Source organism: Mesorhizobium sp. M0909, from assembly GCF_040319515.1.
Taxonomy (GTDB): Bacteria; Pseudomonadota; Alphaproteobacteria; order Rhizobiales; family Rhizobiaceae; genus Mesorhizobium.
Genome location: NZ_JAMYOA010000025.1, coordinates 17115 through 35717, shown reverse-complemented (window position 1 = coordinate 35717; position 18603 = coordinate 17115). Strand labels below are relative to the sequence as shown.

The following is an 18603-nucleotide window of genomic DNA, read 5'->3' as shown; positions in this document are numbered from 1 at the left end:
TTCTGCAGCGATACCGCTATTCCCAAACGATATAGCGAATCATCGGCCGATCACCCATCCGCCTCGGCCGGCAAGCCGGTCCCGGTATTCGCCCGGTCGAAGCTCACTGTCTTGACCACGGCGAAGACCTGTCGACCAAGCCGGAGCCCCAGCGTCTGCCGCGACTTTTCGGTGATGCGGGCAAGCACGGTTGCGCCATTGCAGTCGAGACCAATCTCGACCGTAGGCCCTTCGCCCGGCTCTATCGCCACGATCGTGCCCGGCAATATGTTGAGCGCGCTGAGGCCAACCGGCTGCTCGGTGGCGATCATCACGTCGCGGGCTCGGATGCGGACGCGCACCGGCGCACCGACCGGCGTTGCCAGAAGCGGCACCCGGATCTCGCCCGCCAATGAGCCTAGCACCGTCATGCCAAAGGCTTCGTCGTGGCGCAGAACCGCGGTATCCAGCACGGCACCGCCCTCGCCGCGCTCTTCGGCCGGCAATAGATCCAGACGCTGCATGATCGCTCCGGTCGGACCGGAAGCAGCGACCTTGCCTTGCATCAGCACCACGACGTCACTCGCCAACCGCGCCACTTCGGCGATCGAGTGGCTGACATAGACGATCGGAATTTTCGTCTCGTCGCGTAGCCGCTCGATATAAGGCAAGATCTCGGCCTTGCGCGCCTCGTCGAGCGACGCCAGCGGCTCGTCCATCAGCAGCAATTTCGGACTGGCAAGCAGCGCCCGGCCGATTGCCACGCGCTGCTTCTCGCCACCGGAGAGTTTTGCCGGCCGCCGGTCGAGCAGATGACCGATGCCGAGCAGTTCGACCACGCCATCGATATCCGCGTAGCGCTCGGCAGCCGGCGTGAACCAACGGCCATAGCGCAGATTGCTCGCCACGCTCATATGCGGAAACAGCCGCGCATCCTGGAACACCATGCCGATCCGCCGTTTGTGTTTCGGCACGAACAGGCCGGCGTCGCTATCGACCAGCACGCGGCCCTCGGCCGCGATACGGCCTTTGTCGGGGCGGATCAGCCCGGCAATCAAATTGATGAGCGTCGTCTTTCCGGAGCCGGAAGGCCCGAACAGCGCAGTCAGCCGCCCGGCGCTCTCGAAGCGGGCATTGACGGCGAAACCGCCAAGCCGGTGGCTGATGTCGACCTGAACCGTCATTCGATGTCCATCCGCCGGCCGACACGCCGCGCCAGCACTTCCGAGGCCACGAGTGCCGCCATCGATATGACGATCGAGATCAGCGTCAGCCTGAGCGCGCCGGCGTCGCCGCCGGGAACCTGCGTGAAAGTATAGATCGCCGACGGCAGCGTCTGCGTCTCGTTCGGGATGTTGGAGACGAAGGTGATCGTCGCGCCGAATTCGCCCATCGCCTTGGCGAAGGAGAGGATCGCACCGGCGATCAGGCCGGGCAGGATAAGCGGCAGGGTGATCGTGCCGAATACCCATAGCGGATTGGCGCCAAGCGTGCCGGCGGCCGCCTCGATTTTGCGGTCGACGGCCTCAATAGACAGCCGGATCGCCCGCACCATCAGCGGAAAACCCATTACCCCGCAGGCGAGCGCGGCGCCCGTCCAGCGAAAGGAAAAAACGATGCCGAAATGCTCGGCCAGGAAAGCCCCGGCCGGACCGCGCTTGCCGAAAGTCAAAAGCAGCAAATAGCCAGTCACCACCGGCGGCAGGATCAGCGGCAGATGCACCAGACCATTGAGCAGCGTCTTGCCCCAGAACTGGCCGCGGGCGAGCACAAGGGCGATTGCTACGCCCGGCGGCAGGCTGGCGATCATCGCCACGGTCGCCACCTTGATCGACAGCCGGACCGCGTTCCATTCGTCGGGAGTAAGATCCAGCAGCCAGTTCATACGTCAGCGCGTTGCCCTAATTGCTCGGCGCGAGCACGGTAAAACCTTGCCCCTTGAAGAGTTCGCCAGCCTTGGCGGATTGCAGGCATTTTAGGAATGCCGGGGTATCCTTCCCCTTCGAATCCGCAAGCTGGGCGACTGGATAGATGATCGGCGGATGGGTACCCGCGGGGAAAGTGCCGACCACTTTCACGCCAGGCTCCGCATGCGCATCCGTGGCGTAGACGATGCCGAGTGCTGCCTCGCCGGTCGATACCAGCTTTAGAGCGGCGCGGACATTCTCGGCCTGCGCCACCTTGCCTTCGACGGAAGACCAGACACCGAGCGATTCGAGGGCTGCCTTGCCGTATTTGCCGGCCGGCACCGCCTTGACATCGCCCATGGCAAGTTTGCCGTCACCGACGAGCCCGGCAAGAGCGAACCCCTTTTCAATCCTGGTCTCGACCTTGGAATCCCGCGGCGCGACCAGCACGATCTGGTTACCGAGCAGTTTCACTTCGGTTTCGGGCTTGGTCAGCTTCCTGTCGGAAAGATATTTCATCCAGTCGAGATCGGCCGAGACGAACACGTCTGCCGGCGCGCCGCTTTCGATCTGCCTGGCCAGCGCCGAGCTCGCCGCGTAGGAAATGGTTGCCACCTCGCCGACGTCGGCCTCGCAGGCCTTGTTGACGGCGTCGAGCCCTTCCTTGAGGCTCGCCGCAGCAAACACGACCACCTTGTCATCGGCATAGGCCGCCGGCACCACGACCATCAGCATGGCGGCGAGACCGACTTTGGCAATCGTCGTCGAACCCTTGCGCGTCAGCATGAAACTCTCCTCGTCCCGGATCGCCCGAAGCCGCTATCGATATATCCATGTGAACATAACAATGAAAGGCTCTTTACCGGCGACGGTCTTCTGGGCTGAGGTTTTCCTGGCCTGCGATAATCTTCGTTGGATACAGCGGTATCGAGGCCGAAGGAAATATTGCATAAAAACAGCGACCAGGGATTGCGTCAGGTCGACGTCGGCCGATCAAGTTGAATGCTGACAACGCCCAAGAGCGGAGCCGCAGTGGGCAATTTCGATATGGACGGTCAGCTATGGTGCTAGACCGCGATCGGTGCCTTGATCGTCGCGTCGGCGAAATAGTTGTCGAGCCGGAAATCCTCGAAGCGGAAAGCAAAGAGATCCTTCACCTCGGGGTTTATCCATAGCGTCGGCAACGCCTTGGGTGTGCGCCGCAATTGCTCGCGCGCCTGCTCGAAATGGTTCGAGTAAAGATGCGCATCGCCGAGCGTGTGGATGAAATCGCCGGGTTTCAATCCGGTCACCTGCGCCACCATCAGCGTCAGCAACGCATAGGAAGCGATGTTGAACGGCACACCGAGAAAAATATCACCCGAACGCTGATAGAGCTGGCAGGAAAGCTTGCCTTCCGAAACATAGAACTGGAACAGGCAGTGGCAGGGCGGCAACGCCATGGCCTCCACCTCGGCCGGGTTCCACGCCGAAACGATCAGCCGCCGCGAATTAGGATTTTTGCGTATCTCCTTCAGAAGATTCGCAATCTGGTCGATGGAGCCGCCATGGCCGTCCGGCCACGACCGCCACTGTTTGCCATAGACCGGGCCAAGATCGCCGTTCTCGTCGGCCCACTCATCCCAGATCGAGACGCCGTGATCGTTGAGATATTTGATGTTGGTGTCGCCGGCCAGGAACCACAAAAGCTCGTGGACAATCGACTTCAGGTGCAGCTTCTTGGTGGTGGTGACCGGAAAGCCGCGGGCCAGGTCGAAGCGCATCTGGTAGCCGAATACCGAGCGCGTTCCGGTGCCGGTACGGTCGCCGCGATCAGCGCCGTTTTCCAGCACATGCTTCAGAAGGTCGAGATACTGGCGCATCGGCTCCGGTCCGATTCGGGTTGTCAGCCATCATAGCCGAATGACCGTCGGCCGAACACAGCAAAGCGAGACGATTCCAGCAGAAGGCTCACCAGCATCAGCGGCGAGGTTGCTCAGAGCGAGCCGAGCATGCCCAGATCCCTGGCGACAAGGTAGTAGAACGTCACCCGGCTCTTGCTGTTGTCGGCCGCCATCGCCTTGCAGGCCTTTTCGATAGCCGCATCTGCCTTGGCGCCGTCGGTGACGCCGAGCTTGCCGGCGACCCAGCTGTTCCTGACGCGCTTCAGTTCCTCCGGGTCGGTGCAGGACACCAGCGAGGAATCGCGGTTCCTGAGCGCGATGCCCAGATGTTTGACGATCTTGGCGACCGCGTCGGCATCCGCCGCCGCATCATATTTCTTTACGTCTGCAAGATAATCGGCCATCGAATTTCCCCTCGTCGGCGCCACGGGATCCGGTTGATGAGGATTGTGGCGCGCTGCCGCAAGTATGCGCTAGGTCTCCTCACCGCCACAAAGCTTCGGTTGAGACCGGCTGCAAGTCAACCCTTCATGATCCACTTTGGTACGGACGAAAGTGGCATTCCGGCCTTTCATTTTCCACCGCCAGTCCCTATATTCGCTTCGTCGGCTCGACCGACTATGGCGATAAACAGGCGATGAAATAAGCCGTTCGGACCCGGGGGCGGTACCCGGCGCCTCCACCAAAAACCGCTGCTCAGGAGCGGCTTTTGCTGGGGGCGAAATAGGATCGACGAAGGTGTAAAGATCGTACTTTTGCCCGGCATTGTACCACCGTTATCGGGCTAAACTTATAGTTGCCAACGACAACTATGCGGAAGCACGTCTCGCCGCGTAAGCGGTGCGATAGCTTCAATTCAAGCCCTAGTGGTTCGCACTTCTAGGCGGGGTTCGGAGGTACCTGGCAACAGAAACCTCCATTTCTCCCTTTTTTGATATGCGCAGCTGCAGCTTGGCCGGCGGCTTTTTTATGCGCCCTGACAGACCCAAGGCGCCGCGGCCTTTATACCAATCCCTGGCTGACCGCATCGATCGCACCGGCGAATGTTTCATCAACGTCTCGGGCTGAGCGTCTCAGGCTGAGGCGAAAGCCCAAGGGCTTCCCATGATCGGAACCTCCGATGGCAGCATTCGTATCTTCCCGTTTCCCTTCTCTCATGCCTTTGCGGGACAAGGCCTCAGTTTCTCGCCGCGTGTGGTCATGCCCGGCGAGCTACCTGATGGAGACAAGATGAACCAGGAAACCACACCAAAACACGAACGCATCCTGATCGTTGGCGGCAGCTCCGGCATGGGGCTTTCGCTGGCCGAACAGGGGCTTGCCGCCGGCGCTAAGGTTACGATCGTCGGCCGCTCCCAGGACCGGTTGTCGGCCGCACGGCGGCGCTTGCCTCACCCGGAAAGGCTGAGGACGATCGCAGCCGACGTCACAAGTGAGGACGAGGTCCGACGCCTGTTCCAGGATGTCGGTACGCTCGACCACATCGTCTCGACCGCCGCCGACGTCACCGGCGTCTATGTAGTGCTTCCCGACATGGACATCTCGTTGGCGCGGAAAGTGATGGATTCCAAGGTCGTCGGACCGCTTCTTCTTGCCAAACATGGCGCGCCTCGTCTGACGCCCAGGGGATCGATCACGCTGACCTCGGGCATCGCCGCCTATCGTCCGGCGGCGAAAGGCTCGGTGGTGGCAGCCGTTAATGGGGCCCTCGGCTCACTCGCCTACGCTCTTGCCGTCGAACTGGCGCCGATCCGCATCAACGTCGTCTCGCCGGGCTGGGTCGACACGCCGATTTGGGATGCCGTCGCCGGCAGCGGAAAGACGGCTGCGCTGGACGGCATGGCAAAGCGCCTGCTCGTCGGCCGGATCGGGCAGGCAGCCGACATTGCCCAGGCCATCACGTCCCTGATGCATAACGGCTTCATCACCGGAACGGTGCTTCATGTCGATGGTGGCCAGCGGCTGGTCTAGCCATGGCCAAATTTCGCGAACCATTGCGAGGAACAGCCGCAGCACCGGCGCTTGAATGCGCCGGTGGCGCCATACCATGGTGACCGGCGTCACCGGGCTGCTTCCGACCCAAGGCAACACGACGATATTGGCGTCGGCCGCGGAAGCCACGAGACGCGGAACCAGCGCGCATCCAAGACCGGCTGCAACAAGGCCCCGTATCGCACCCATGCTGGCGAACTCGCCGACGAGTTTTGGACAGTCAGGCAATGTTGCGGCAAACGTTTCGTCGAACATCCGCCTATAGACGCAACCGGGCTGGGTGACGAGGAAGGCCTCGTCAGCCAGGTCGTCGGACCTTATGGCAGAATATCCGGCCAACCGGTGATTTGCCGGCATTATGACGACGAGCTCTTCCTCGGCTATCTGTTCGCTTCGCAGCTCCGGCGCCGCCGCCGGGACGGCTCCGAAATGGAACGATACGTCCAGCGCGCCGCTTGTCACGCCGGCACGCAACCCACTGCTATCGTTCGCCCTGAGGTCCAGTTCCACATCGGGATGACGCCGATGGAATTCCCCCAGCAAAGCCGGCAAGCGTGTCGAGCAAAGCGTCTCCAGGCCGCCGACCGTCAGACGACCGGCAACCGTACCGCTCGCGTCGGCGACAGCGGAACGGGCTTCGTCCGCAAGGTCGAGGAGATCGTTTGCGTAGTCCAGCAGGCGCTGTCCTGCCGCCGTCAGCTTCAAGCCACGCCGTGACCTGTCGAACAGCGACGTGCCCAGATCGGCTTCCAGCGCCTGGATCTGTTCGGTCACGCTCGATTGGGCAAGATGAACCCGCTCGGAGGCGCGCGTGATGTTCAGGGTGGTGGCGACCGCCACGAAGGTCTTGAGATGTCGAAGCTGCATGTCTTGACCCGTCATATAGGCATAGGCTGCTTTGAACCGGGACCGCAAATGTGAAAAAGCCGGGAACATCGCCCGGCCTTTTTGTCTCGACAGGTGAAGCTTACTCCGCTGGCGCTTCCGCAACGTCCCGGCTGCGGCCGAGCGTTATCTTGGCCAGTGTGAAGGAGATCGCCGCGCACAGCGTGATGCCCGCCACCATCGGCAGCGGCGTGCCGTCGAAAAACACGCCGGCGACGCCCATGGCGACCGCGCCGATGGCGAAGTGCAGCGTGCCCATCAGCGCCGAAGCGGTGCCGGCGATCTCGCCATGCTCTTCCATGGCCAGCACCGACGTTGTCGGGATGACCAGGCCGAGAAAGCCGTAGCCGATGAACAGCAGCGCCGCCATTACGTCGAGCCGGTCGACACCCGATGCCATCACCGCGAACAGCACCACCATCGTCGTCGCATAGCCGGTCACCGCGACGCGCACCACGCGCTGCAGCCCGAACCGCTCCGACAGCAACCCGGTCAGCTGCGACATGCCGATGAAGGCAACCGCATTGATCGAGAAGAACACGCTGTAAACCGAAGGGGACAGGCCATAATGGTCGATCAGGATGAAGGACGAGCTCGATAGATAGACAAAAAAGCTCGCAATGCCGAAGCCGGCGATGGCCGTCAGGCCAAGGAAGTTGCGGTCGCCCATCAGGAAGCGATAGCCGGAAAGTGCCGTCCCGAAGGACGAACCGGCGCGCTCTTCGACCGGCCGCGTCTCCTTGAGAGAGGTCGCCAGCAGGATGGTGGCCAGCACGGCCGCGCCCGTCACCGTCCAGAACACGGCCCGCCAGCCGAAGTTCTCGATGATCTGGCTACCGGTCAGCGGCGCCAGGATCGGCGAGACCGAAAACACCAGCATCAGCAGCGACATCAACTTGGCGGCCTCGGTGCCGGTATGCAGGTCGCGCACGATCGCGCGCGGTACGGCCATGCCGGCGCTGGCGCCGAGCCCTTGCAGGAAGCGGAAGGCGATCAGCCATTCGATCGAGGGAGCCAGCGCCGAGCCGACGCCGCCGACCATGAACAGCGCCAGGCCGCCGTAGAGCGGCAGCTTGCGGCCGACCATGTCGGAGATCGGTCCGACGACGATCTGGCCGAAGCCCATGGAAAGAAAGAAGATCAGCAGGCTCATCTGCACCGCGGCAGTGCCGGCATGCAGATCCTCGCCGATTGACGGCAGGGCTGGAAGATACATGTCGATGGCAAACGGGCCGATCGCGGACAATAGGCCGAGCACGACCGCAATGCGGAGGAATTTGGCGTTCATGATAGCAGGCTCTTTCGAATTCTGGTTGCCGCCGAGGACCGGCGCGTAACCCTAGGACGTTCCATCCCATGGAGTTCCGACTCTTCTGCGGAACGAAACTCCCTTCGTGCAGTCCACAAATTTAGACAGGCTTGTCTAATTCGTCAACCACCTCTATATAGTTTTGCATGAAGGCCAACGTTTCTCCTGACATTTTCCCGCCACGGGGCCATGAGGCCAAGCGGATGTCGATTGTCGATGCCGCCACCTCGGTCTTCTGCCGCGAAAGCTTCGCCGGTGCCAATATCGACATGATTGCGGCCGAAGCCGGCGTCTCCCGCCAGACCATCTACAATCATCACGGCGACAAGGAAAAACTCTTCGTTGCCATCGTCCGCGACCTCACCGAACGTTGCAACGCCGGCATCTTTTCCACGATTTCCACTTTTCCCGATCAGCCGAAGGATCTCGAGGCCGACCTCATCGCTTTTGCTGTGCGGATAAATCACAACTGCATCTGCAACCGCGACGGCAAATTCCTGCGCAAGCTGATCCAGACCGAGGGCGGGCGCTATCCCGAGTTGTTCGCCGAATGGCGCGAAGAAGGACCGGGCAGGACATGGCCGGCGATCGCCGCCCGCTTCGCCCGCCTCGCTCATGCCGGCTTCCTTGATATCGATGATCCCGACGTCGCAGCGCGCCAGTTCATGGCGCTTGCCAATGCCGAGTTGCAGACGACGTTCATGCTCGGCGGCACACCGACCGAGGACGAGGTGGTGCAGTCGGCGACAAATGGCGTGCGCACCTTCCTGCGCGCCTTCGGCAAGCGGCAGCCTGTGGCTGGTAAACAGGGCGCGCTCGCCAGCGCTTGACGATCAAAGCCGTTTGACGATCAAATCGTCGCCGATGGGCTTCGCTTCCGCACGCAGGCGATCTATATCCGGTTTACGCCGCGCTCAAGCTTGATTACAGCTATCAGGACGATTCAACGGAACCCGACAGCCACATGGCCGACGACCACATCCGCTACGACATTCTGGCCCAGGAGGCGTTGCGCGGCGTCATGCGCAAAGTCCTGGCCGAGGTCGCGCGCACCGGTCTCCCGGGCAACCATCACTTCTTCATCACCTTTCTCACCGGCGCGCCGGGCGTGCGCGTGTCGTCGCGGCTGCGCGAGCGCTATCCCGAACAGATGACCATCGTCATCCAGTTCCAGTATTGGGACTTGAAGGTGAGCGACACCGGCTTCGAAGTCGGGCTGTCGTTTTCCGACGTGCCGGAGAAACTGGAAATCCCGTTCTCGGCAGTGCGCGGCTTTTACGATCCATCCGTCAACTTCGAGCTCGAATTCGACGTCAAGACCGACACCCCGGCGGAACAGGAGACAAAGGCCAAGCCTGCTCCCGAGCCGCTGGCCATCGTCGCCGAGAAAAAGCCTGAGACGAAGAAGAAAAACGCTGAGGTGGAAAAGAAGCCTGCCGCGGCCGACGCCGGTGCCAAGGGCGCCGACGTGGTGTCGCTCGACGCCTTCCGCAAGAAATGACCCGACGGGCGGCGTGACATGGCCGAGATCGTCAATCTCCGTCAGGCACGCAAGCAGAAGGCGCGAACCGAGAAGGAGCGCCTGGCCGAGCAAAACCGGGCGCTGCATGGCCGTTCCAAAACCAGCCGGGATCGCGACCGCCTGATCGCCGACAAGGCCGATAAATTCGTCGCCCGCCATCGCCGCGAAAAATCGGGCGATTCGGACAAATCCGATGCTTGAATGTGAATAGGATCGTCGCGTGAGCCCGGTCGAAAAGCGCTCGGTCACGATTCGCGGCCACCGCACCAGCTATTCGCTCGAAAAGCCTTTTTACGACGACCTGATCGCTATTGCGGCCGTGCGAAAACTGACGCTCGCCGCGCTTGTCGCCGAAATCGACGAGAGCCGCCCGCGCGATGCGAACCTCTCCTCGGCGCTCAGGCTCTATGTGCTGGATTGGGCCAAGCGCGGCAAGTTTTAGCCTTCAGGCAACGCTATCCTGTTTCCTGCGCCGGATACGGAAGCCCAGCAAAGCCGAGCGGTCGCGTTCTTCGGCCTGTTTCTTCGATCTGACGCGCATCAGGTCCTTCCAGCCGACATAGCCCACCAGCCGGGCATTTTCTCGCGTGACGACCGGCAAATGGGACACGTTCGCCATCAGCAGCTTGTCGGAGAGACCCTCGAGATACTCATCTGGATAGGCCAGCGTGACCTTGCTGCCGGCCAGCAGTTCGCCAAGCGTCGTCGTGCGGTGCTTGCCGGCGCGTCTCCAGCGCAGGATCGCCGGCGGGTCGATGACGCCGAGCACGTGCCCTTCTTCATCGACGACCGGAAAGCTCGGATGCCGTGTCTCGGGCGCCGTCAGGAACGCTGCCGCACCGTGTAGCGTCATTGTCGCCGGCACACTCTAGACCTCGCTGGTCATCACCTCGCGCACCCTGGTCAGGGCGAACGGATCGACACGGTATTCGCGAACCATGTGATGCCCTCGCCGTGCGATTTTTTCGGTGAGGATCGAACGCTTCATCAACAGCACGGTCACCGCATGCGCGGTGGCAGTTGCCGCGATCAGCGGCACCAGGACATGGGTGTTGCCGGTCAGTTCGACCGCAAAAAAGGTGGCGGTCAGCGGCGCACGCATGGTGCCGCCCATCGTCGCCGTCATCGCCAGCAGCGCCCAGAAGCCCGGATCGGCGGCCGGCAGGAAGCCGGCGAGGACCGCGCCCATCGCCCCGCCCATGATCAGCAGCGGCGCCAGCACACCTCCCGACGTTCCCGAGCCGAGTGCGACCGACCAGATGATCGCCTTCACCACCAACAGGGTGAGCGCAGCGGTCGCTATGGTGCGGCCATCCAGCATGTCGGCGATATTGTCATAGCCGACGCCGAGCGCCCGCGGCTCGATCAGCCCGCCAATGCCGACCACCAGGCCGCCGAGCATCGGCCACCACATCCAGTGGATGGGCAGCTTCTGGAAACCGTCCTCGCAGGCATAGACCATCTGGGTCAGCAACCCCGATAGCAGCCCGGCTGCCATGCCGACCAGCACCCAGCCGGCAAGGCCTGGAAATGAAACCTCCATGCCGCCCTGAAACGGGAAGATCGGCCCCGGCAGATGCAGCATGGTGCGCTCGACCTCGGCAATGATGGCAGCGACCGCTACGGGAATGAAGCTGCGCGGCGTCCATTCGAAGAGCAGCAATTCCACCGCAAGCATGATGGCAGCGATCGGTGTTCCGAACACGGTGGTCATGCCGGCCGCCGCACCCGCCACCAGGAGCGTCTTGCGTTCATTGTCGCTGACCGGCAGCATCTGCGCGATCAGCGAACCAATGGCGCCGCCGGTCATGATGATAGGCCCTTCCGCGCCGAATGGCCCACCGGTGCCGATCGAGACTGCCGACGACAACGGCTTCAGGATCGCCACCTTGGCGTCGAGCCGCGAGCGTCCGAGCAGGATCGCCTCGATGGCTTCGGGAATGCCATGGCCGCGAATCTTTTCGCTTCCGAAGCGAGCCATCACACCGATGATCAATGCCCCGATGACCGGAACAAATACCGAGGCATAGCCAGGCGGCGTATCCTGCAGTTTCAGGTCGGCGAGCGTGAACTGGCCAAAATAGGCGATGTTCGTGGCAAGCCGGATCAGCTTCAAAAGGGCAATGCCGGCAAACAACCCTGCCGTCGCAACCACCACCGCTATGCCGGCAATGAGCAGCACCCGGGCATCGGTGGTAAAATCGCGCAGATGGCCGGGGTTGGTGTGATCGGATTTCATTTGCAAATCTTGTTTTCTGGCGGCGTGCCGACTTGCGGATGCGTCGCCGACCGTGCCACCGAAGATGGCAGCCACGAGCCATGTTGGTTCGCTCTGTATCGTAACACGATATAAATGTTCAAGGCCGTTTGCGGCTTTGTCGGCAAGGAATCGATGGCAGACACTTCGAAGCCACAAAAGCGCGGCGCAGCGATCGGACCGGCCGACTACCAAAGGCTGTCCGAATTTCGTTACCTGATCCGCCGCTTTCTCGAATTCAGCCAGATCCAGGCGCAGGAAGCCGGCCTGACACCACGCCAGCATCAGGCCCTGCTTGCAATCAAAGGGTTTCCCGGCGGAGGGCCGGTGACCATTGGCGACCTCGCGGAGCGCCTGCGCATCCGCCATCACAGCGCCGTGGAATTGGTCAACCGTCTTTGCGAAGCCGGGCTCGTCGCGAGGAACCACGACGAGGAGGACCACCGCCGCGTGCTGCTGCGGCTGACCGAGCGCGCCGACGACAGTCTCGCCGATCTGTCAGCCGCTCATCTCGACGAACTCGGGCGGATCGAGCCGATGCTCAAGCGCTTGCTTGCTGGACGCGACACATAAGGGATGCGCCGTCACCCGCCATTCAGCGATTTTAGCAGATCGTCGATCGACGAGGGATCGAACTTGAGCTTTGGCGGGGGCTGCACTGGCGGTGGCACGTTATTTGTGGCCGGTGGCGCCCGTTCCGCTCGCTCCGCCGCGGCCTTGCGTTCGGCGTCGAGCCTTGCCTTCTCTTCCGAGGCGATCCGCAACGCCTCTTCCGCCCTCTGGCGTTGCTGTTCTTCGGCCTGCGCTGCTTCCTCGGCAGCCTGTTGCGCCGCCTTGGCTTTGGCTTCCGCATCCGCTTTGGCCTTTGCAGCCGCCTCGGCCTTCGCCCTCGCCTCGGCTTCGGCCTTCGCCGCTGCATCCGCCTTCGCCTTGGCTTCGGCCTGCGCCCTGGCCTCCGCTTCGGCTTGGGCCTGCGCCTCGGCTTCGGCCTGCGCCTTGGCTTCAGCCTGCGCCCTCGCCTCCGCTTCGGCTTGGGCCTGAGCCTCGGCTTCGGCCTTTGCCCTGGCGTCGGCCTCAGCCTTCAGCCGCGCCGCTTCCTCCTCCTGCTTGCGCCGTTCCGCCGCCGCTCTTTCACGCTCGATTTGCAGGGCAGCGTAGTAGCGCACCTCACGCCGCAGCCTTTGTTTCTCGAGCAGTGCGGCTTGCATGGCTTCGACTCGCTGCTGCTCCTTTTCCAGCGCACGCTGGGTCAGGAACTGGGCCAGCGGCTCGCTGTCGAACTGCCGTTTGGTGGCGCCGAACGGACCGTCGACGCTGAAATTCAAAATCGGTTCGGAGCCGACCAGCGCCTCATCGCCGGGTCGATAGGCGATCTCGCCCTTGGCATCGACGGTGCTGGTGTTCAGATCGGCGGTGATGTCGGCGGACAGCGTCGCGCCCGGGCTTTCCAATTTGACCGGCGGCGCCCTCAGCGTGCCGCCGGCGATGGTGAAGGCAATATCGGTGTCCTGCGCCGGAAAACTGCCCGCCGCGGCGATCTGCGGCACAAAACCGGCAGTCTTCGACGCGTCGATATCGCGCCCGATCGCGTCGGCCTTGGCAATAAATGCGCCAAAGGCATCGGGATTAAAACCGGCAATAGTCATACCCTTCAGCGTCGCCGTGCCGGAACCGGACAGCGCCGCGACCATCGCGTCGACCGATTTGCCGCTGGTCGAAAGCGCCGTCGAGAAATCGCCGCTTCCGCTGATGCCGGCCTCCGGCAGCACAGCTGTCAAATCGGAGCCCGCGAGTTTCATCTGACCGGAGAAAAGCCCGGTGCCGTCATTGTTCTTGAGCTCGAACAGGCCACTCAACTCGCCCCCGAGGAATTTTGCCTTGAGGTCGGAAACACGGATGCCCTCCTGGTCGAGCTGCAGCGAAAGCGCAGCGTCATAGGCGGTGGCAAGCGGGCCGGCGGCAAGCGACGCCGCCGTCAGATCGAGATCGGCGGTAAATGGCAGACTGGATTTCTGGCTGAACGGTGCCGTCGGCCAGGTCCTGTCATTGACAAGGAAAGCGTGGTCGCCGAACAGCATCACCGCCATCGGATCGAGGTCCAGCTCGTCCAGCGACAGCGCGCCGGCAAGATGCGGCAGCCCCTCTTTGATGTCGATATTTACGTCACCGGAAACCGCCGCTTCGTTGACGGCGCCGCTGAGCCCGCTCAGCACCAGGAGACCATTGCCGTAGTCGGCATCGGCAGCAAGCGACGTCGACATGCCGGTCTCCATGCCGGGCAGGCCGACGCCGGTCGTCATCAGCCATGGCGAGATGTCGGCCGTTTCAAGGCTGACCTTGCCCTTGGCGGCCGCGCCCTGAGGCGTGTCGGCAATTGTCCCGTCGAAACCAGCTTTGAAGTCAGCGCCGGCCAGGCTGAATCGTGTCGCCAGGCCGCCGCCAAGCGTGCCTTTGGCCGAGACGTCGGTGGTCGCCTCGCCGAGCATGCCGAGCGGCAGCGCCGGCAGACCGTAAAGCGCCAGAAGCGCGGTGGCGTCGGCGTTCCTTGCGTTGAAGGTCAGCGTCACCGGCGCTTCGAGAGGCCGGTCGAGCGCCCCTTTGCCGGACAACGACGCCGAAAAGGCCGAGCCACCGGCCTTGCCCTGTGCGCTCATGGCCAGTCCGGTCGTACCATCGCCATTGTCTGCGGCACTCGTGACCGCGTCGATACGCGCATCCTGGAACAGCTCGGGATAGGCAGCAGCGCGCTCCGCCAGCCACTTCAGCACCGCATTGTCTGGATAATGCTGGACGGCGACGTCGATCAGCGGCTTGAGGTCGACGGCGACCACCGAGGCGTCGAGCTTGCCGGTCGGGCTCGCCGGGAAATCCTTGATCCGGCCGGTGGCACTGATCGAGGCGCCGGCAAGTCCGCCGACCGACAGGCGGTCGATCTCAAGCAGCCCCTCACGCAATCTAAGTGAAGTATCGACGCTATCGGCGGTCAAGCCGCCGGCGCTGACCGGCCCGGCCTTGATCTGGAAATCGAGGTCGCGATCGGAAAAGCGGTTGGCGCCCTTGTCGCTGACGAAGATCGAGGCGAAGGCAGCGAGCCCATCGACGTCGAGTTCGCCACCTTCGAGTTGCATCAGCACCGATGGACGGGTTTCGTCGGGCTGGTTGGAATCGATGCGGCCGGAGAACTTCGCCTTGCCGAGGATGAGTTCGAGATCGCTGAAGGCCTGGTGTCTTTCGCTCAAATCCACCTTGGCCTTGAAGCCGGCGGCCGGCAAACGGCGGATCGCCTCGTCGACGTCCTTCGACAGCCAGGCGGCAAAGCCGGAGGGCTGCGCCACCGCCAGAAGCAGCGATCCGGTGAAACCGAAATGGTCCTCGACGCTGACCATGCCATTGGCTTCCAGCTTGGCGCGGCCGGGCAGCGTGGCGGCCAGCGATTTTACCGCCCAGCCGCCTTCGGCCGGCTCGGCGGACAGATGCACGTCGCGAACCGTCGTGTCGCCTACGACCACCGCCGGCAGTTTCACCTCGACCGTGCCCGGTATTGTCGGCTTCGGCAGATCGAGCAGCGCCTGCTCGAGCGCCGCCACCCGTTCGGACAGCGTCAATCCGGCCCCGGCCGCCGCCCCGACGGCCTCGTCGAACTGCACCTGTGCGCCATTGGCCTCGATAGAGAAATGCGGCTTCAGCCCAAGGTCGACCACAGCCTTGCCGTCGGCCGTGTAGGGATTGTCGAGCGGCCCGGTCTCGAAGCGGAATTCGTCGACGCCGAGCTTCTGGTGGTCGAGCGAAAACTTGCCGTTCAGCCTGAAGCCCGGGTCCGGTTTGCCGGCGCTGACCTTCAGCGCCTCGCCGCCGGTGCCGCGCGGCCGCGCCGCGGTCCGGTCTGCGCCCGATATCTTGAACTGGCCCGAATAGACGGCGGCGCCCTCGACGAGGCCCACATTGCCGTCGGTCTCGATGACCAGCGGATAGGCATCCGGATCGGCCTTGAGCCGGAGCCGCATTTGCCCGTCCGGTTCGGCTTTGCCGGTGGAAGCGGCGATCGTGGTCCGCAACCCGTCCAGCAACAGTGAGCCGTCCAGCCGCCAGGGGCCGGCCAGCGACTTGGCCGAGATCGTTGAGTTGATCTCGGAAATAAGATGGCTGCGCCCGCCCGCGGCGTGGCTGAGCGCGATCTGTCCTTCCGTCACCGTCAGCTTCTCGATGGAGATCTGGCCGGGATCGAAGGGCGAGGATGGCCGTATCGTCCAGTCGACCGTGCCGTCGGCGGCGATGTCGATCGTCGCCTTCGGCCGCACCAGCCGCATGTCGAAGATCAGCACCTCGCCGCGCAGGAATGGCGCGAGTTCTGCATCCATCGAAAAGGTTTCGACGGTCATTGCCGGCTGTCCGTTGGGGCCACCGGCAACGGCGACATTCGAGAACGTCACCGAGGGAAACGGCAGCAGCCTTGCCGTCGCATCGCCTTGCACGGTCACCTTGCGGCCGAGGACGGCACTCGCCTCGCGCTCGAAATCGGCACGGTAACCAGTCCAGTCGACAAAGTACGGCACCACCAGCGCCGCACACAGCACCAGCACAAGAAGCCCACCGAAGATCACGAACAGGCGTGCGAGCATTAGCTCCTGGATAGTTTTGGTTGAAAGTCAGTGGCACTCTACCCGCATCAGCGTGTCGATAAAGAGGCAAATGGGGGCACGGCAGCGGCCTGAAGGTCAGCCCTTTCCAGGCAATATCTTGCCCGGGTTCATGATGTTCAGCGGGTCGAGCGCCTGCTTGATCGTGCGCATGATGTCGACGCCATGGCCAAGCTCGTGCCGCAGGAAGCCGATCTTGCCTTGCCCTATGCCATGCTCGCCGGTGCAGGTGCCATCCATGGCGATAGCGCGCATGTTGAGCCGCGCCACGAATTTTTCCGCCAGCGCGATCTCCTTCGGATCGTCCACGTCCATCAGCACCAGCACATGGAAATTGCCGTCGCCGGCATGGCCGACGATCGGCGCGATCAGGCCCATCTCGGCGATATCCGCCTCGGTCTCGGTGACACATTCGGCAAAGCGCGAGATCGGCACGCAGACATCGGTCGACAGGCCCTTGGCACCCGGCCGCAGCGTCAGCGACGACCAGTAGGCATCGTGCCTGGCCTTCCACAATTTCGTCCGCTCTTCGGCGACGCTGGTCCACAGGAACGGGCCGCCGCCATTTTCCTCGGCGATCATGCCGAAGGTTTCGGCCTGCTCGGCGACGCCGGCATCGCTGCCGTGGAACTCGACGAACAGGCACGGGCTCTCCGGGTAATCAAGCTTCGAATAGGTCTTCATCGCCCGCATCTGCAGCGCGTTGACCAATTCGATGCGCGCCACCGGAATGCCCATCTGGATGGTCGCGATCACCGCATTGCACGCCGCCTCGACACTGGGGAACGGGCAGACGCCGCCCGAAATCGCCTGCGGAATGCCCTGCAGCTTCAACGTCAGCTGGGTGATGATGCCGAGCGTGCCTTCCGAGCCGATCAGCAGCCGTGTCAGATCGTAGCCGGCCGAGCTTTTCTTGGCGCGCTTGCCGGTCGTCACTGCTTCACCGTCGGCCATCACCGCGGTCAGCGACAAGACGTTTTCGCGCATCGTGCCGTAGCGCACGGCGTTGGTGCCCGACGCCCGCGTCGCCGCCATGCCGCCGAGCGAAGCGTTGGCACCCGGGTCGATCGGAAAGAACAGGCCCGTGTCGCGCAGATGCCGGTTGAGGTCCTCGCGCGTCACGCCGGGCTCGACGGTGCAATCGAGGTCCTGCGGATTGACCGCTATGACCCGGTTCATCCGTGAGGTATCGAGCGAGATGCCGCCGCCCGGCGCATTGGTGTGGCCTTCCAGCGAAGAGCCGACGCCGAAGGCGATCACCGGCACGCGGTGCGCGGCGCATGCGCGCACGATCTCCTGCACCTCCTGCGTGGTTTCGGCAAAGGCAACGCCGTCCGGCGCCTGCGTCGGAATATAGGTCGTGGTGTGCGCGTGCTGGGCGCGGATCGCCTGGCCGGTCTGGAATCGCTCGCCGAGCCGCTGTTTGAGGATGCCGAGCACAGCAGCGATGCCTTCTTCGTTGCGCTCGACCGGATTGAGGTCGCTTAGAGCCATCGATTCCTCCGCGAATGGACCAGCGTCCACCCTTGTTCTGCATCTAGGGATGCGTAGTCTCACCAACCACGTTCTGTCCAGTCCACGCTCATCCCGGCATGACGAGAAGGAAGTTTCCGATGCCCATCCCCGCCCCTTTCGTCTCTCGCGCCATGGACATCGAGGAGGCCTGGATCGACTACAACGGCCATCTCAACATGGCCTATTACAACGTGCTGTTCGACCGGTGCTCCGACGAAGCCTTCGAGATGATGGGGATGGGGCCGGACTATGTAAGGGAACGGCGGCTGACCATCTACACCGCGGAAGTCCATGTCTGCTACGTCCAGGAATTGCATCTCGACCACAAGGTTACAGTCTCGTTCCAGTTGCTGGACCATGACGAGAAGCGGCTGAGGGCCTACCAGGAAATCCGCCATCGCGACGGCTGGCTCGCCGCCACCTCCGAAACGCTGTCGCTGCATGTCGACATGGCTGGCCCGAGGGTCGCGCCCTTCCCCGCTGACGTCCTGGCCAGGGTGGAAGCGATGCGCGCCGCCCATGCCGCCCTGCCGATGCCGGAGCGCGCCGGCCGCTCGATCGGTATTCGTCGTAAGCCGGCTTGAACCGCAGTCCGACCGCCGTTAACCTTACTGAGGTTTTAACGTGAACAAGCCGAATTGAGACGTTGAACGACTCAACGCGGCGTTGGAAAACCATCCGCATCGAATTGCGATACGGGCGGCGGAGCAGCAGCGG

At 63.1% G+C, this 18603-nt stretch carries 15 protein-coding genes, 1 other RNA gene and 2 pseudogenes; 8 read left to right on the top strand and 10 right to left on the bottom strand.

The features are described from left to right. Positions 1 to 50 precede the first annotated feature (50 nt). The 5 genes from modC to NKH83_RS27635 all read right to left on the bottom strand — a co-directional run bounded on the left by modC (position 51) and on the right by NKH83_RS27635 (position 4173). Positions 51 to 1163: a molybdenum ABC transporter ATP-binding protein gene (gene modC / locus NKH83_RS27655; RefSeq protein WP_352475329.1), complete on the bottom strand. Its 1113-nt coding sequence runs from the start codon at positions 1161 to 1163 to the stop codon at positions 51 to 53. Beyond that, entirely contained in the window at positions 1160 to 1864 is a 705-nt protein-coding gene (gene modB, locus NKH83_RS27650; protein ID WP_254818937.1) for a molybdate ABC transporter permease subunit, read from the bottom strand. Before modB ends, modC begins: the two co-directional genes overlap by 4 nt. Before the next feature lie 16 nt (positions 1865 to 1880). Continuing rightward, positions 1881 to 2672: a molybdate ABC transporter substrate-binding protein gene (gene modA, locus NKH83_RS27645; RefSeq protein ID WP_502895632.1), complete on the bottom strand. Its 792-nt coding sequence runs from the start codon at positions 2670 to 2672 to the stop codon at positions 1881 to 1883. A 281-nt stretch (positions 2673 to 2953) separates the two neighbouring features. After that, positions 2954 to 3748: a thymidylate synthase gene (locus NKH83_RS27640; RefSeq protein WP_352475331.1), complete on the bottom strand. Its 795-nt coding sequence runs from the start codon at positions 3746 to 3748 to the stop codon at positions 2954 to 2956. Between the two features lie 113 nt (positions 3749 to 3861). Further along, positions 3862 to 4173, bottom strand: a complete 312-nt coding sequence (locus NKH83_RS27635) for a DUF2853 family protein (RefSeq protein ID WP_254818940.1) — start codon at positions 4171 to 4173, stop codon at positions 3862 to 3864. Between the two features lie 161 nt (positions 4174 to 4334). Here NKH83_RS27635 and ssrA point away from each other — a divergent pair. Together ssrA and NKH83_RS27625 are read left to right on the top strand one after the other, a co-directional pair. Then, positions 4335 to 4690: a transfer-messenger RNA gene (gene ssrA, locus NKH83_RS27630) on the top strand. 309 nt (positions 4691 to 4999) lie between these two features. Then, entirely contained in the window at positions 5000 to 5740 is a 741-nt protein-coding gene (locus NKH83_RS27625; RefSeq protein ID WP_352808232.1) for an SDR family oxidoreductase, read from the top strand. 72 nt (positions 5741 to 5812) lie between these two features. Here NKH83_RS27625 and NKH83_RS27620 read toward each other — a convergent pair. Together NKH83_RS27620 and NKH83_RS27615 are read right to left on the bottom strand one after the other, a co-directional pair. Beyond that, a pseudogene (locus NKH83_RS27620) lies at positions 5813 to 6628 on the bottom strand (LysR family transcriptional regulator); the annotation flags it as partial. Positions 6629 to 6728: 100 nt separating this feature from the next. After that, the gene (locus NKH83_RS27615; protein ID WP_023676705.1) at positions 6729 to 7934 is read right to left on the bottom strand and encodes a multidrug effflux MFS transporter; all 1206 of its coding nucleotides are present in this window, start codon (positions 7932 to 7934) and stop codon (positions 6729 to 6731) included. A gap of 167 nt (positions 7935 to 8101) precedes the next feature. Between NKH83_RS27615 and NKH83_RS27610 the strand changes: the two genes are divergently transcribed. From NKH83_RS27610 to NKH83_RS27595, 4 genes are all read left to right on the top strand, one after another. Continuing rightward, positions 8102 to 8785, top strand: coding sequence for a TetR/AcrR family transcriptional regulator (locus tag NKH83_RS27610; protein WP_352808212.1), 684 nt, complete (start codon positions 8102 to 8104; stop codon positions 8783 to 8785). A gap of 134 nt (positions 8786 to 8919) precedes the next feature. Next, positions 8920 to 9456 (top strand): SspB family protein, encoded by a 537-nt coding sequence (locus NKH83_RS27605; RefSeq protein ID WP_254818944.1) that lies wholly within the window; start codon positions 8920 to 8922, stop codon positions 9454 to 9456. 18 nt (positions 9457 to 9474) lie between these two features. Continuing rightward, positions 9475 to 9678 (top strand): DUF4169 family protein, encoded by a 204-nt coding sequence (locus NKH83_RS27600; RefSeq protein ID WP_352808211.1) that lies wholly within the window; start codon positions 9475 to 9477, stop codon positions 9676 to 9678. A 19-nt stretch (positions 9679 to 9697) separates the two neighbouring features. Then, a complete protein-coding gene (locus tag NKH83_RS27595) occupies positions 9698 to 9919 on the top strand; it encodes a ribbon-helix-helix domain-containing protein (protein WP_254818946.1) in 222 nt (73 codons plus the stop codon). 3 nt (positions 9920 to 9922) lie between these two features. Here the strand turns inward: NKH83_RS27595 and NKH83_RS27590 are convergent. Further along, positions 9923 to 11716 (bottom strand): annotated as a pseudogene (locus NKH83_RS27590) (chloride channel protein). A gap of 153 nt (positions 11717 to 11869) precedes the next feature. Between NKH83_RS27590 and NKH83_RS27585 the strand changes: the two are divergent. Then, complete coding sequence (locus NKH83_RS27585; RefSeq protein ID WP_352808231.1) at positions 11870 to 12307, top strand: MarR family winged helix-turn-helix transcriptional regulator; 438 nt, start codon at positions 11870 to 11872, stop codon at positions 12305 to 12307. An 11-nt stretch (positions 12308 to 12318) separates the two neighbouring features. On the opposite strand, the gene NKH83_RS27580 is transcribed toward NKH83_RS27585, so the two are convergent. Both NKH83_RS27580 and NKH83_RS27575 read right to left on the bottom strand, forming a co-directional pair. Beyond that, positions 12319 to 16353 (bottom strand): AsmA family protein, encoded by a 4035-nt coding sequence (locus tag NKH83_RS27580; RefSeq protein ID WP_352808210.1) that lies wholly within the window; start codon positions 16351 to 16353, stop codon positions 12319 to 12321. A 96-nt stretch (positions 16354 to 16449) separates the two neighbouring features. Continuing rightward, entirely contained in the window at positions 16450 to 17865 is a 1416-nt protein-coding gene (locus NKH83_RS27575) for an FAD-binding oxidoreductase (RefSeq protein ID WP_352808209.1), read from the bottom strand. Positions 17866 to 17984: 119 nt separating this feature from the next. Here NKH83_RS27575 and NKH83_RS27570 point away from each other — a divergent pair, with 119 nt between their 5' ends. After that, positions 17985 to 18470, top strand: a complete 486-nt coding sequence (locus NKH83_RS27570) for a thioesterase family protein (protein ID WP_352808208.1) — start codon at positions 17985 to 17987, stop codon at positions 18468 to 18470. Positions 18471 to 18603: the final 133 nt, after the last annotated feature.